The 13,448-nt window shown below is 60.8% G+C and carries 11 protein-coding genes and 1 pseudogene; all 12 read right to left on the bottom strand.

The features are described 5' to 3' along the window. Positions 1-51: 51 nt before the first annotated feature. The 12 genes and pseudogenes from ACXAF5_RS19845 to ACXAF5_RS19790 all read right to left on the bottom strand — a co-directional run bounded on the left by ACXAF5_RS19845 (position 52) and on the right by ACXAF5_RS19790 (position 13,409). Positions 52-2,052, bottom strand: coding sequence for a type IV secretory system conjugative DNA transfer family protein (locus ACXAF5_RS19845; protein WP_474947972.1), 2,001 nt, complete (start codon positions 2,050-2,052; stop codon positions 52-54). Positions 2,053-2,060: 8 nt separating this feature from the next. After that, on the bottom strand, positions 2,061-4,394 hold the full coding sequence (locus ACXAF5_RS19840) for a relaxase/mobilization nuclease domain-containing protein (RefSeq protein ID WP_474947971.1): 2,334 nt from the start codon (positions 4,392-4,394) through the stop codon (positions 2,061-2,063). Further along, a complete protein-coding gene (locus ACXAF5_RS19835; RefSeq protein ID WP_008327410.1) occupies positions 4,381-4,962 on the bottom strand; it encodes a transposase in 582 nt (193 codons plus the stop codon). The genes ACXAF5_RS19840 and ACXAF5_RS19835 overlap by 14 nt, the downstream gene beginning before the upstream one ends. A 563-nt stretch (positions 4,963-5,525) precedes the next feature. Beyond that, the gene (locus ACXAF5_RS19830) at positions 5,526-5,732 is read right to left on the bottom strand and encodes a hypothetical protein (protein ID WP_008327411.1); all 207 of its coding nucleotides are present in this window, start codon (positions 5,730-5,732) and stop codon (positions 5,526-5,528) included. A 359-nt stretch (positions 5,733-6,091) separates the two neighbouring features. Further along, on the bottom strand, positions 6,092-6,817 hold the full coding sequence (locus ACXAF5_RS19825) for an SH3 domain-containing protein (RefSeq protein ID WP_083783315.1): 726 nt from the start codon (positions 6,815-6,817) through the stop codon (positions 6,092-6,094). 583 nt (positions 6,818-7,400) lie between these two features. Then, on the bottom strand, positions 7,401-8,330 hold the full coding sequence (locus tag ACXAF5_RS19820; protein WP_008327413.1) for a DUF2493 domain-containing protein: 930 nt from the start codon (positions 8,328-8,330) through the stop codon (positions 7,401-7,403). 527 nt (positions 8,331-8,857) lie between these two features. Then, positions 8,858-9,772, bottom strand: a complete 915-nt coding sequence (locus ACXAF5_RS19815; RefSeq protein WP_474947970.1) for a NotI family restriction endonuclease — start codon at positions 9,770-9,772, stop codon at positions 8,858-8,860. A 4-nt stretch (positions 9,773-9,776) separates the two neighbouring features. Continuing rightward, on the bottom strand, positions 9,777-10,988 hold the full coding sequence (locus ACXAF5_RS19810; RefSeq protein WP_110553818.1) for a DNA cytosine methyltransferase: 1,212 nt from the start codon (positions 10,986-10,988) through the stop codon (positions 9,777-9,779). 311 nt (positions 10,989-11,299) lie between these two features. Next, positions 11,300-12,028 carry a DUF736 family protein gene (locus ACXAF5_RS19805; RefSeq protein ID WP_474947969.1) on the bottom strand — a complete coding sequence of 243 codons (729 nt, stop codon included), beginning with the start codon at positions 12,026-12,028 and terminating at the stop codon, positions 11,300-11,302. Positions 12,029-12,153: 125 nt separating this feature from the next. Beyond that, positions 12,154-12,459 (bottom strand): annotated as a pseudogene (locus ACXAF5_RS19800) (hypothetical protein). 100 nt (positions 12,460-12,559) lie between these two features. Further along, positions 12,560-13,021: a DUF6915 family protein gene (locus ACXAF5_RS19795; RefSeq protein WP_474947968.1), complete on the bottom strand. Its 462-nt coding sequence runs from the start codon at positions 13,019-13,021 to the stop codon at positions 12,560-12,562. Between the two features lies 1 nt (position 13,022). Beyond that, positions 13,023-13,409 carry a DUF6878 family protein gene (locus ACXAF5_RS19790; protein WP_474947967.1) on the bottom strand — a complete coding sequence of 129 codons (387 nt, stop codon included), beginning with the start codon at positions 13,407-13,409 and terminating at the stop codon, positions 13,023-13,025. Between the last annotated feature and the right edge of the window lie 39 nt (positions 13,410-13,448).

The raw sequence follows: 13,448 nt of genomic DNA, 5'->3' as shown, positions 1-13,448 counted from the left end.
CAGCGAACTTCCGGTTTCCGCCCGCTCGACCGACATACGATCCTCGCTACCCTATCCGGCAACCAGCTTTTGACCAACATCCTCTCGCAACATCGCTTCCATGTCGTCCAAGCCATCGACGGCGGAGCGCATTTGCGCCTCACCCACGGCACTCGCTGCCTCGGCATCCGTGACTTGGCCCCCAAAATCCATCTCCATCTGTCGTTGTTCCTCGGCGATAACGGCTTGAACGACCGGCGCGGTCTTCTTTGGAACAATGTCAGATTGCCCTGACGATTGACCATCAGCAGCCTGGCGTGCGGCCTCAACGTCGGCCTCGGATCCGCCCGACCCGTCCGGTGGCGGTGTCATCGGCATGGCGCGCATGCTCAGCGGCAGCGTGCCCTGCGACCCACCTCCCCCCGGTTCCGGGAACGGCAACTCGCCCGTCTGCGCCGCGTGGATCGCCTTGAACAACCGGTCGTCAAAATATTGGATCCGTTTTGCGCGGACCGGCATTTGCGCGTCGATGACCATGACAATCTCGTCGAGAGGCAGGCGGCGCGCTTCATCTTCGGGAAGCAGGGAGCTTTCTTCGGTCCGGGTAGATTGGCTGCGCCCTTCAAAGGGGTTCTTGCCGATGGACTGGGATCGCGTGATGACGGTCTTCGTGGTCTTGCCAACCGCCTTGCTCAGTTCCTCGACGGTCTTCTCATCGGACGGCGTCAGGTAGAGCTTCACGCCGGCATTGCCCTGCAGCGCGCGGCGGGTGTTCTCGCCGTAGATTTCATCAAGGGCGGGGATGGTTTGGGTGACCACAGCCAGGTGACCACGATAGGTGCGCAAGGTCTCGATGCTCTCGACTACGATGGGCATCTTGCCGAGGCGATTGAACTCATCGAGCATGATCATCACCGGCCAGGGCTCGTCCGGTCCGGGGTCCTTTTCCTGCATGGCCGAGAGGAGATCGGAGAAGAACAGGCGGATCAGCGGCGCGAGGGGCTTCACCATCAGCGGCTGGACCACGAGATAGACCGAAAAGGGCTTTTTTCGGATCGTGCGGAAATCAAAGTCCGACACCGCCGTCGCCTCATCGATCGCCGGATTCTGCCATTGGTCGAGCCCCGAAGTCATCAGGAGCGAGACATAAGAGGTCAACGTATCATTGTTGGTCGAGGCGAGCCGCGTGAAGATCAGTTTGGCCGCCCTGTTATCCACCTCGTGACCCCGCGCGAAATACTCCTTCTGCTTGTTCCCGCCCGAAGCCGCGATGCGGTAGATCTCGCCCAAGGTCGGACGCTTGCGCTGGAACGCCAGCAGGCCTGCTGCCACAAAGAGATCAATCCCGCCCTTGAGGAGGCCCTGCACCCGGTCGTTGTCGCTCTGCAGGAAGAGCGTCGCGAGAAGCTGCAATTCCATCTGCTGGCGCGCGGGATCTTTCAGCTCGAAGATGCGCAGGAGCGGGTTGTAGCGATGCGTGCGCTTGCCCTCCCAATCGGTGGGGGCAAAGCGGTAAACCTTGTCACCTTGGGCGGCGCGGTGCCGGGCCGTAGCCTCGAAACACTCGCCCTTCACATCGAGCGTCACGGCGGAGCCTTGCCAGGTCAGCAGGTTCGGAATGACGAAGCCCGTCGTCTTGCCGCGCCCGGTGGGGGCCACAATCAGCGCGTGCGGGAAGACTTTCGAGCAAATGTATTTCGCGCTGGATTTTGGAGAACCCAGCTTGCCGAGGATGAACCCTGTCCCGGGCGCCCCGAAAAAACCATTGGCCTTCATCTCGCGCGCAGACTGCCAATGCGTCTGGCCAAAGCGTGTCAGAGCGGACCCCGAGAGGGCGAGGCTCAGCATCATGCCGGCGGCGGCGAAGCTGCCGATGATCAGATGGATGAGCTGGGCATCCTCGGGGCGGCGATCGACGATCGCCAGATAGTTCTGCGCGATATAGGCAAAGTCGATCTCGGCCCCGAAGCCGAGATCCTTGTAGGTCAGCACCGCCGAGGCGATGGTATAGCCCATGGCGGCCGTCACCAGTGTGACGAGCAGCACCCCGGTTGCGATCCGCGCTTTTCCCATGGAGGCGCTCAATGGACCTGGCCCCGCTCGGTTTCGCCATCCACGTCTGTGGCGCGGTGCTTTTCGTATTCGGCGTCGGCAAGTTCATCGACCACCTGGCGCAAGGCCTCGGTGTTGGCCGTCGCGGCATCAGATTGCAGATAGACCTTGGCGACATAGAGCCGGTCGAGACGGTCCTCGAGAACCTTGTCCAACAAATTTGCATCGCCGGATGTGAGCCGCACGAGTTGGCGGTCATCCAGCACCCGCGCAATCTCCTCGCGGAAGGCGTCCCGCTCCGCCTCGGTCTCGAAGGGCGCGGACAGCTCCCCTGCCCGTTCATGGTCGAGGACACGCGCAATCTCGTCTGCGAGGCGGTCGGCACGGTCAGACCGCATCGGCGTTCCATCGCGGGTGGCTAGACGTTCGTCACGCGTGCCAACCCCAAGCCCCTCGCGCAACTCGTTGTCGCGGCGAACCTGATTGATGGCCTCCGTGTCGCGTATCTCGACGACGGCCGCATAGGTCGCGCCGAGCCCGCGGGCGAGGTGGGACGGCATGTCCGGATAGCGCGCGCGCAAGTCATCCGTGACGGCATCTGCAACGGGCGTACGGAGGTCGCGTCCCTCCATGATGCGGTCGACTTCGCGGGTGATCGCACTGGCGCGGGCGGCATCGGTAATGGTCTCCTTGTAAGGCTCAGACCGGTCGATCACATCGCCCGGACGTGCGAGCAACTCCGGATGTGCCTCGAGATACGCGCGCTGCTCCGCTTCGATCCGGCGCTCCGCCCGCGAGACAACCTCCCAATCCCGCTCTTCGATCTGCTGCGATGTCAGACCCTCGGCGCGCATCTCCTGACGGATTGTCCCTTCCATCGCCCGGACCGCGTCCTCCTGATAGTGGAACCGCTCGTTGACCGGTTCGGCTTCAACGACACCATCCCGGCGCAGCACGTTTTCCCGTTCCAGAAGCGTGCCGAGTTCGACATGCACGTCATTCAGGATGTCACGCGCCTGTTCCAGATCGGCGCGGCGTTCGAGGTTCAGATCGCGCGCCTCCGCCACCTTGGAGAGATCATTGGCGATCCATTGATGCTCGAGCGCTGCATTTGAGGCGCCCGTCTCGATCCGGGCTACGACTTCCGATGTGCTGATCCCCGTGCCCCGCAGCGCGGTATCAATGCGCGATCTCAGGTCGGGCGTGGCCAAACGCTCGCGCTGGCTGGCGTCGATATTGGCTTCGGAATAGATCCCGCCCTCCGAGGGGGTCTCTGACAGCGCGGATGATCGCAAACCGAGCGGCTGCATGTGCTGGACCTGCGTCTGGATCTCGATGAGGCGTTTTTCCAGCACCGGACGTTCCGCGTCAGACTTCTCTGCGATCATGCCCTGCACCCGCGCGAGCTTCTCCGCATAGAGGCTTCTCAGATCCTCGAAACTCTGATCCTCGGCCATATACACATCTCCTGTTCGGTCCACCTGCCCGCCCCGCGCCAGCACCTCGCCCGCGCGGAACAGCGCCGCGGCAATATCCTCGCGGGCCTCCCTCGAGGCTTCGGCGGCCAGGGAATGGTAGACGGTTCTGGTGTTGGCGATCTCCGCCAGCGTCCGCGTCAGGTCCTGCCCAACGCGTTCGCGCTCGCGGGGCGCGCGCCCCTCTTCTTTCGCCGCATAGACCTCGCTGGTCCGGGCGGGGTAATGCACGACACCGCGATCCACCCGGCGCGTGGCTTCCAGGCGCACGCCGTACTTCTCCGCCTCCTCGACCATGGCGAGGCGGAAGTCGTCATAGTTGAAGCGATGATTGCGCCCCAGAAAAAAGAACTCGCCTTCCTGCGAGCGGCGGTTCAGCACCAGATGCGCATGCGGGTGATCGCGGTCCTCATGCACCGCGATGATGTAGTCGAAATGCCCCTCGTCGGTCTGGAAGAACCGCTCGGCCACATCCGTCGCGATGTCGCGCACATCCTCGCCCCGCGTGCCGATGGGGAAGGACATGAGCATATGGGTCGTCTGGCCCAGCTTGGGCTTGAAACCCGCATCCCACCGCTTGGCAAAGCGCTCGGTCAGGTCCTTGATGTCACCCGCCTCGAGCTTCGCTTTGCCATCCAGGAACCCGCTACTGTCCACGATATGTGTGGACTTGGTGGTAAGGTAATCGAGCTGGTTTGCGAGCTGCGATTTGGTATGCGTGCCCCCGCCCCGGATCGCCTTGAAGACCGCTGGCCGATGTCCTGCTGCCGCGCGCATGAGCTGGGTCTGCTTGGCCACATGCAGCCCTTGCATCGAGCCCCGGACGCGGCTCCAGCCATCCCGGAAGACCTCGCCCGTGACAGCATGGACAGCATCATTCTGCCGCATGGGCAAACTCCCTCAGCGCGGCCGTGGCCTCGAGCTGCATCGCGTCCCGACGGCGCCGAAGGAGCAGGTCGATCTCATCAGCGGAATCCAGGATGAACCGCGCCAGCCCGCGCATCTGGGCAAGGCGCAATTCCGTGAACTCCGGGCCAGCGCCCTGTCCCTGCCGGTTGGCCCGCGTCATCTGCTTGGCGATCTGCCCGACCCCATTCCCGACCTCGTGCAGCGAAGCGCGGTAGCGCGCCATCTCTGCTGCCATCTGCGCGTCCGGAACGAACACCCCGCCCGCCGCCTGAATGAGCCGCCGCAGCCCCTCGGCCCGGCTCTCGATCCCCGCCTTCGCCAACACCTCATCGAGCGCCTCAAGCTCCGCAGCTGTGACCTTCACACTGACCGCTGAGACCGGGATCGCGGCATCCGTCTGGCGCTCTGCATCGGCTTTCAGGACGTAGCGCACGGCCCGCGATGTGACCTCGAAACGCTCAGCCAGCTCAGACGTCGACACACCCTCCGCAGCCTCGCGGACGATCTGCATTTTCTCGATCTCTGTCAGGCGTTTTGTTCGGGACATGCGGAAGAAAGACCCCCTATTTCCTGCCACCTTCCACCAAGGCTGCCCCTACCTTACGATATTATACTAAGCTGTCAATTATATACTTACGTTGCATTCAGTCTCAGGCAGCCTTGGTGTCCGCTTCACGCCGCGGCCCGCAGGGACGCGGCTCTGCCGCCCTCACCACCGGGCGACCCACCTGTCCTAGGGGTCCCGTCCGCCAGCCCCGCCCGAGGGTCTGGCCGAACACCACGTGTTCGGACGGAACCGCGGGCGGGCGCAAACCCCACCGACAGGGCGGACAGGCAGGGTCAAGGAGGGCCAGATTTGGGCCCCCAAATCTCTGCCGCAAAAACCGGGCGGCCCTGGCCGATAGGTTTTTGTGGATGGCCCCCTTGAGGCTGACTGGCCGGTCTGTCGCGGCCTGATCCTTCCGGTCAGCGATCTTCCTTTGATTGCGCCGCGACCGGCAGCAAGGCGAGGTCGCTGGCGGCAATCACCGCAGCCAGAGGCGGCATCCCTGGAACAGGGATCGGGCCGCCCCAAGATCGTCCTGGGGCGGCCCATCCTCGTGAGAGGATTTAGTCCTGGGGATCTTTCGCGCTCGGCGGGAACATCACCAGTTCCGTGACCGCGACCGGGAAGTCGAGCTTGAGGCTGAAGAACTCCGAGCCGTCCCCGTTGCGGGTGTTGCGGAACATGGCACCCACGCGCTGAAAACGGGTGCGCTCCTGGCCATCGGGGTCGGTGAACTTGACGGGGACGGTGGCGACGTAGTGGTTGGTCATTTGGGTTACTCCTTGTTGCGATGAGGATCACCCGGCACGGGGGCAAGAGGCCCGGTCGCAAGCGCAAATGCGGAGGGTCCGCGGCCCCGCCGTGGAAGCCGTATTTGTGCTTGCCGAAGCGTGAGCTGAGGGCACGAACGGGCCGACCCCGTGCGATCCACATCAATGAGCAAAAAGGAGTGAGCCGAATTTGTGCCACCACTTTGAAGCTGCCATCGAACCCGTCGATCGTGACCGAAGATGGCCGGGCTCGTTCTGATCCAATGCATCTGGATAACGATCCGTCACGCTCGCGATGCGGCGGGTCAGCGTTCCGCCGCGCGCCAAGGTCCGTCGTCTGGGTCGGTTGGGTGTGTCTGCTATCGGCACCAGGGTTGAGGGCGTGGGGGACAGCTGGTGCGCCCACATCGGTACGGCACTGCCAGACCTTCAGCAATGAGCGTGCTGCCGACGTCCCGACCGTCAACGAACAACGAGCCGCAGAACCGCCCAAAGTTGCACTGATCCGTACCCTCTGTCCCGGGCCGGCAGGAACAGGCCACGCGCTCAAATTCAATTGATGTCGCAGCCCGGACTAATTGACCTAGACGCGCAGTTGCGCGCTCCCCGACCTCACGCTCGGCAGTGCAGGCGGGCCTCCATGTCTCAGGCGCGTTAAATCCAACGAGACGCACGTTCGCTGTCAGGCCTCGAACATCAATCGTATCACCGTCAATGATCCGCACATCGCTGGCGCGAAGCGACCGGTCCTGTGAGGCGGGTCGCTCTGTTGGCGGCACGACCAGTGACAGGAAATTGCTCGCCATCCAGCCCGTACCAAAGTTGGATCGAATTTGTGTCCACTGCCCTTCTTCGCGAAGCTTTTCGACGCGGGTCCCCTCGCTCAAGACCCCCATCACGGCATTCGAAGTAGACGGCCCAGCACGTTGATTGACACGTGTCCCAGTCACATAGACGTAAGCGGCGTCGGCAGTTTGCGATGAGGGAACGGCTAACGGACTGTAGGGTGTGGATCGCGTGTTCGATGATTCAAACAGTGATCCAACCAATGCGAAGAATCCGACAGCGATCACCAACGGCACCATTATTTGGCGTTGAGTCTTGCGCACGGCACGCCGAGGTGCAGTGATCGCGCGGGTCACGGAGACCGGACGGGGTCTTGCCTTACCGGTTCTAGTACTTCGCTTCGGTGCTGGTTGAGAAGTTCCGTGGTCGGTCGCTGCCCTTTTCTGTGCCGGATTTTCCCGTTCCAGTTTCAGGACTTTGTGCAGGCTCGCATACTGCGCTTTGCTCAGGCGCGTCTGAGTCCCATACCGATGAAACCGTTCAGCCATGTTTGTTAGAAAAGACATCTCCCAATCGTTTGCCTGCCCGGATCGCAAGCGCGCATCAATGCGTGTTTGAATCTCTTTGGTGCGTTCCGGAGAAAAAGGCATCTAGGAAAAACCTGGGCGGGTATTGATTTACGCAACAAATGTCTTCTGCCGCACGGCCACAATAAGCTGTAATTGCATAGAAATACCATCCAGCCATTCCCGAAACCAGATTGGCCGGATTGCGATCACCAAGCCTGTCGATGCACCGAGCTGGAGTTCACTGCGACACCGCCTATGTTCACACACTTCTGGGAAAACGATGAAAGGGCCGCCCGAAGGTGACCCTCTCAACTTACATCTCCGCAGTCTTCTTCGCCGGGTCCGCAACCCGCATGACCGTCAGGCCTTTCGCTTCCGCCTTCTGCCCGAGGTTCAGCGCGACTCCGTTGCCTCCAAAGAGCACAACCCCCGTCGCCGCGAACTTGTCGTCCAGCATCTCATCGTTACACTTGAACGGTGCCGCCCGCCCGTGTGCGGACCAGCGCGGATCGAAGCGCGCTTGTGCGACCCCGCGTGCCCGGGCCCACCGAGCCGCAATCATCTCCGCCCCATGCTTGCCACCCTTGTGGCAGAGGAAGATCTCCTGGTTGCGGTTCTGCCGGATCCGTTCGCGAACCTTGTCGAGCGTGTTGAAGATCACATCGACATCGGTCCAGTCGGTGGCGCCTGAGACGATCAGGGGCACGCCCTCGACTTTCGACTTCTCAGCAGTCTCGCGGTCGTGCTGCTCCAGGAGCTGCCTTGCCTCGAAGACAGCACCTGTCTCTTGCGCCCGGACGCTTGCGCGCGACCCGGCTGCCGGGATGAAAGCGTGGCCCGTCTCGATCTCGTAGCATTCCGCCGCCGCCTCGCTCATCACCTCGATGGCGCTGACGATCTCGCGCAGCTGCAGGAAGCGCGCCTGCGCCTCTTCGAGCGCGGTCTCGGCGATCTCCGATCCGTCGTGGGATTTTGCCAGCGCGCCGATCTTGTCGGCGGTGCGGTCGATCTCCTTGCCAAGTGCCACCTTGCGCCGCTGCAGTATCGACGCCAACCCATGGGCCAGCGGTTCGATTTCTGCTTCGAGCCCGGTCCCGCGCAACTGACCAAGCAGAGCCTCGAAGCTCTCGCGGATGACGCGGTCGGTCAGGATGTGATCTTCCGGGATCGGCAGCTGCGCGTCCTTCTCGGTCAGCCCGAAAAGCTCGATGGTCTCGTAGGTGTTTGCGGTGTCGTAAGCCATGTCTGGTCTCCAGTAGTCGGTTGTGGAGCCACCACGTGAGTGTGGGGGCATGGCCGAATGTCTGGTTTCCGAATCTGCCCGGGTCAGGGACGGCGCAGCCGCCGGCTTGCCGGGCGCAAGAGTTTTCCGTGTGCAACACCGGACACATGCGCGCCCTCACGCACAGGACCGCCCCACGCCATAGCCCCGGCCCTCGCCGAAAAGTTTTGCGATCCTTGACGCGGACTGATTTGGGGGCCATCCGGAGGATATGCTTCCGCGCTCATGTGTGTGTGTTTTGACGGTAGGTTTGCCCGCCCCGAGCAGGCAAACGGCTCGACCGGACGCGGAAGACGGATGGAGCGGCGGGATCGTTTTGCCCCGCAAAACAGACCAGAGCGCAATCCGGCGGAGCGGCCGGGGAGGGACGTGCTCGCGAGGCGGGCAAACCGGGGGCCTGGGTGCGACGCCGCGGTGAGGCCGCATGGCCGAATGCGCGACGGACCGAAGGGCCGTTCATGATCCGCAAACGTCCAAGCGGAGGTCCGCTATTCAGATTCGATACCTAGCGCACGTCGGATTGCATCCCGATAAACGTTCTCAATTGGCAAGGTCACATTGTTGAATGCTTCCTGCACTTTATAGACGGTGGTCGAGTGGTTGAGCGTGTTCTTCAGAGGAACCAACGTCTCGTCAGAAGGCTCAGACGAAAAATCATAGTCATAAACGGCAAAGGTGATTGACGCGGGTTGCAAGGCATATCGAACTAACCCTTCCTGTCCGCCCAAGCGCTCCATGATGCGCCTAAAGACAGGTTCAGGACAAACAAAGAACAATCCACTCTTGCACAACTCTTCGCGTTGTAGAATCTGGCCTTTGTATATGAGTTGTGGAAGGATGCGCTTGGCGACATTCTCCCAATTTAACCCGGCGGTTGTTTTTTCAACCAACCCGTCTTGCTTCAGTGCATCGTAGCCTGGGCGATAGGTACCCGTCGTATCAATCGTTTGCACCTCAACGGCCACGAACTCAACCAAATCTCCCTCTTCGCTGATTTTCGCAAGAACCCAGTCGACGAAGTAACCGCCCTTTTTCGATTTTTGTGGCAGGCGAAGTTCGCCCCCCCATCCTTTACCAAAAACGGCGATGCAAGGTTTTCGATTATCGATTGAGTAATTTACGGCATCCCGCCCCGCGACCAATTTCAAATTTGGTCCAAAGACTCGATCGGCTATGTCCGATAGTATTCGGTAGTCATCCGCGTAAAGCCGGATCGGGCAACAGATAACGGGTTCGCTGGTAATGGGCTTAATGGCGCAAACGCCCGACACAACTCCGTCATTGAAACTCTTCTGACAGGTTTCTCCACTGATCGGGCAAACTTCAGTATCAGCGGCATGCTTCGCTAAGTCGGACCTATCATCCGCACGATACCCAAAGAACTCAAATATTGTCGCCGCCATGCTTCTAAGAGACCTTCTTGGCGTGCTTGCGCAGGTCCTCCAAGACGCCTCGAATCGATCGCCCTATTGCTGCGGCCAATAGCGATGGGACGGCATTCCCGACCTGTTCGTACTGTTCCACTCGAGAACCGACGAAACGGTAGCTATCTGGAAAAGTCTGAATTCGAGCCGCTTCTCTGACGGTAAAGCATCGATCCTGTTCGTAGTGAAAGTACGCTCCCCAATGTGGATCGCACTTCGTCAGAATTGTAGATGCAAGGCCATCTGGTGCAACTCGACCGTAACGCTTGGTGTGATCAGAACGACGCGCGCGCCGCATGCCTCTTGGCAATAAATCTTCCGGGATGTCCGTCCAATTGCCGCCCGGAGGGATGAAAGACATTCGCTTGATATTTATCTCGCCCAGCCGGGGCGCCTCATGATTAAGCACACAGTCGCTGCCATTGCGCATCGCCACCTGAAAATCGTTTTGAGGCCCGCTCCGATAGTTCTTGCGCTCTTTGCCGGTTTCTCCATTTGCCAGCGCAGGCAGGTCATCAATCGCATCACGAACGCTAACAAAAGAAGGGAGCTCCAAGTTCGTAGGAAGAGCGACGATGTTTTTACCCTCGAAATTAGAGGTGAAGTTTACCCGGAGAGGTGCGTTACGAACAGGTTCTGGGAAGGCTCGCAAGGGATCGGCTTGATCACCTCGAATCCCGATGATGACCGTCCGCCAACGCGTTTGCGGCACACCAAAATGAGGCGCATAGAGGATCTTCACATCGGCGCTGTATCCATGGTGACCCAACGCCAAGAGGATCGCCTGCAAGGTGCCTCCTCCCTCGAAGGAAACAAGCCCAGGGACATTCTCAATCAAAACCGCCTTCGGCTCAAACTCATCAACAAAGCGCAAAAACTCTAGAAAGAGGCTGTTCCGATCATCGTCCGCTGAACGCTTCGGCGCATTGATTGAGAAACCCTGACAAGGCGGACCACCTGCTACAAGATCCAATTCACCCTTCTTGAGGCCCAAGCGACGACGAACATCGGAAGCGTCAACTAGTCGGATGTCTCGCGACTCAACGATGGCTTCCGGATGGTTCAAGGCATACGTTTCAGCGTGGCGCGCAACGATTTCATTGGCATACAATGACTTAAAGCCAGAAACCCGAAGTCCCTCAGACAGCCCACCGGCGCCCGAAAACAAGTCGATTGATGTGTACTGCTCGCCCAAAAGACCGCTCCTCGTTTTTTTCGAAGCTCTAACACTTCCTTGGATATCATGAAAGAATCTAGAATGTCTTCACTGTTTGTTCTATTTTTGATGGCATCGGCCTCGCTCAAACTGACGACCTCGGCGAAGTCTACGAGACTGCCGGAAATCGGCGGCAGGCAATCATCTGGAACCTCATTTCGATCACCCATAGCTTCCTGAAGCACTGCTTGGTTCATCGGTGCAGCTTCTGAGCACAACCAAACAAGTGAAGGGGAACCGCGTTACCACGGTTCCCCTGTCAATTCAGCATATTCCGTCTCAAACGCTAATCACGCGACCAGCGAGAGCCCAGCACCCGCGTCCTGCGCCTGCTCACTGCTGTCGATGAACGGGATGATCGAGAAGGTCTGACCACCGCGCTGTTCTTCGTTCTGCACGGCGTTGACGCGCAGGTCGCCATCAGGCGTGTTGATCAGAAGCGACAGGTAGTCATTGCCCGTGCGGCTGCTTTTGGCCATCCAGGCCGAGCCGACGCGGATCGGTGTGCCCCGGGGAGAGCTGACCTCGATCCGGTAGTCGGGGTGGGTCTCCTCGGACTTGTAGCTGTTCTCGATCAGCATAAATTCCAGATCGAACATCATGTTGGCGATGTAGCCGGTGAAGGCGTTGTCAGCGTCCATGGCGGTGAGTTCGCCCGAGATCGAGCCGGATTTCATCAGACCGTTCGAGACCAGCGGGATGATCTCGAACGCGCCGCTTTGGGCGGCGCGCGCTTCCTTCGTCTGCACGGCATTGACGCGGAACGGGCCCAAACCGACATCGATCTGCATCGAGATGTAGGGATTGCCGCTGGTCGTGCCGGTCTCGTTCCAGGCCGTGCCGATGCGCACCTTGCGGCCAGACTTGTTGACCGCGGTTACGTCGTAATCCGGGCTGCGTTCGGACATCTTGGCCCGTGCCTCGAGCTGGATGGCGACATCGAAGCGCGTCGAATGGATCATGCCGGTGTACTCGGCGGCTGCGGTCTCGACATTGCGGGTAAGGGTTCCTGCGAACATGGGATGGTTCCTTTTGAGATTGGCCGGTGCCCGACGTTCTTGCCAGCGCATCCGGGATTGCTTTCACGACCCCTCCTGGGATCACAAACCAGAAAGCCTGCTTTCCTTTCAGCCCCGCCCGCGGGTCAGAGCTGTCGGCCGAGTGGGAATGCCCCTGCGCCTCCGGGTGCCACGCCCCTCCCCTGCCCCTGTCATCTTGATTGGCGGGCGGGGTTTTCCTCGTGGTCCTCCGCCGGGCCCGCGATGAAGAACTCCGCTTCCTTTCCGTTCAACCGGTGCCCGCTTCGGTCGGTCAGACCGATGCAGCTGCCGTTCGGCAGAAAGCTGATCAGGTACTGACCGAGCCGGTCCTTGTGGACAACGTAGCCGGTATTGGCCCAGTGCACGGTCTGGCCGGCATCGACGGCGGCCTTGATGTCATCGAGTGTCATGCGAACCTCCTTACGAAGAATGGTGGGGAAACGACGCAGGAAGCCCGGTCGTCCAACCGGGCTTCCATGCAGCATTTGTTTGGCCAACGGCCGAGACCTGTCAGGCACCTTGCGTGGCTTGCGTCGCGCGCCCCGCCATCCAATCCTTCAGACCAAGAACCGTTCTTCCGGCGGTAACCTCGGAGGCCCAGGCGGCCCTTGGGTCGCCGCAGGGCTCATCGCCGGAATGCCGGTCGATGTGGCCATTGGCCATCCATGGCTCGGGCTGGATCCGCCGCAGCCAGTCCGCCATGCTCGGGATACGGCCCTGGCAGTCTTCGCGGACATGCTGCTCGCCGATCCAGCGCACGGGAATGTCCCGACCCGCGCTATTGGTCAGGGTCAAGCCGAAGACACGCTCCGCTTCGAACAGGCCTTGGGCATGGTGACGCAAGGCGCGGTGCGTGAAGAGCGCGAGGTGCTCTTTCGAGGCGTCAAACCAATCGTGCACAGCCTGATAGTCGGACGGCACCCCGCCGAATTTCCGGGCAGAGCTTTCAGCATGATGAAGCGGATGGGCCATCTCAAAGACCCTCAACATAGCTGTGTGCGCATTCGACATAGCGGTCCGCGTGATCGAGGGTGATACTGTCGGCTGCAATGTCCCAAGTCAGCGTGCCATAGCCGCCCTCGTTGTTCTCGAACCCCGGGTGATGGTGATAGGCGAGCGACCAGGCGAAATCGCCAACCTCTGTGGCAAGCGCCTCCGGCAGTTGGACCTCCGAAGGCTGCACCGTCACATCCTCGACATTGCCGGAGTCGCCATAGCCTTCGTATTCGGCAGTGATCTCGCTGATGCTGAGCGCACGCAATTGCGCGATCAGCTCCGCTCGGGTCGCCTTCAGCGCGGTTTCGCGCTCCGCGCGCCACTGAGCCGCCATTGCGGCATAGTCCATTTGGGGATTGGTCATGGGTCTGTCCTCTTGTCTGCAATTGGGGGGCCGGGCGAG

The organism is Epibacterium sp. ABV4_022, assembly GCF_056159345.1.
This window is presented reverse-complemented; position numbering and strand designations above follow the sequence as displayed.

Bases quoted from the DNA above. Each gene is read 5' to 3' on its own strand.
- ACXAF5_RS19845 (WP_474947972.1), bottom strand. From the start codon at position 2,052: ATGGGAAAAGCGCGGATCGCAACCGGGGTGCTGCTCGTCACACTGGTG.
- ACXAF5_RS19840 (WP_474947971.1), bottom strand. From the start codon at position 4,394: ATGCGGCAGAATGATGCTGTCCATGCTGTCACGGGCGAGGTCTTCCGG.
- ACXAF5_RS19835 (WP_008327410.1), bottom strand. From the start codon at position 4,962: ATGTCCCGAACAAAACGCCTGACAGAGATCGAGAAAATGCAGATCGTC.
- ACXAF5_RS19830 (WP_008327411.1), bottom strand. From the start codon at position 5,732: ATGACCAACCACTACGTCGCCACCGTCCCCGTCAAGTTCACCGACCCC.
- ACXAF5_RS19825 (WP_083783315.1), bottom strand. From the start codon at position 6,817: ATGGTGCCGTTGGTGATCGCTGTCGGATTCTTCGCATTGGTTGGATCA.
- ACXAF5_RS19820 (WP_008327413.1), bottom strand. From the start codon at position 8,330: ATGGCTTACGACACCGCAAACACCTACGAGACCATCGAGCTTTTCGGG.
- ACXAF5_RS19815 (WP_474947970.1), bottom strand. From the start codon at position 9,772: ATGGCGGCGACAATATTTGAGTTCTTTGGGTATCGTGCGGATGATAGG.
- ACXAF5_RS19805 (WP_474947969.1), bottom strand. From the start codon at position 12,028: ATGTTCGCAGGAACCCTTACCCGCAATGTCGAGACCGCAGCCGCCGAG.
- ACXAF5_RS19795 (WP_474947968.1), bottom strand. From the start codon at position 13,021: ATGGCCCATCCGCTTCATCATGCTGAAAGCTCTGCCCGGAAATTCGGC.
- ACXAF5_RS19790 (WP_474947967.1), bottom strand. From the start codon at position 13,409: ATGACCAATCCCCAAATGGACTATGCCGCAATGGCGGCTCAGTGGCGC.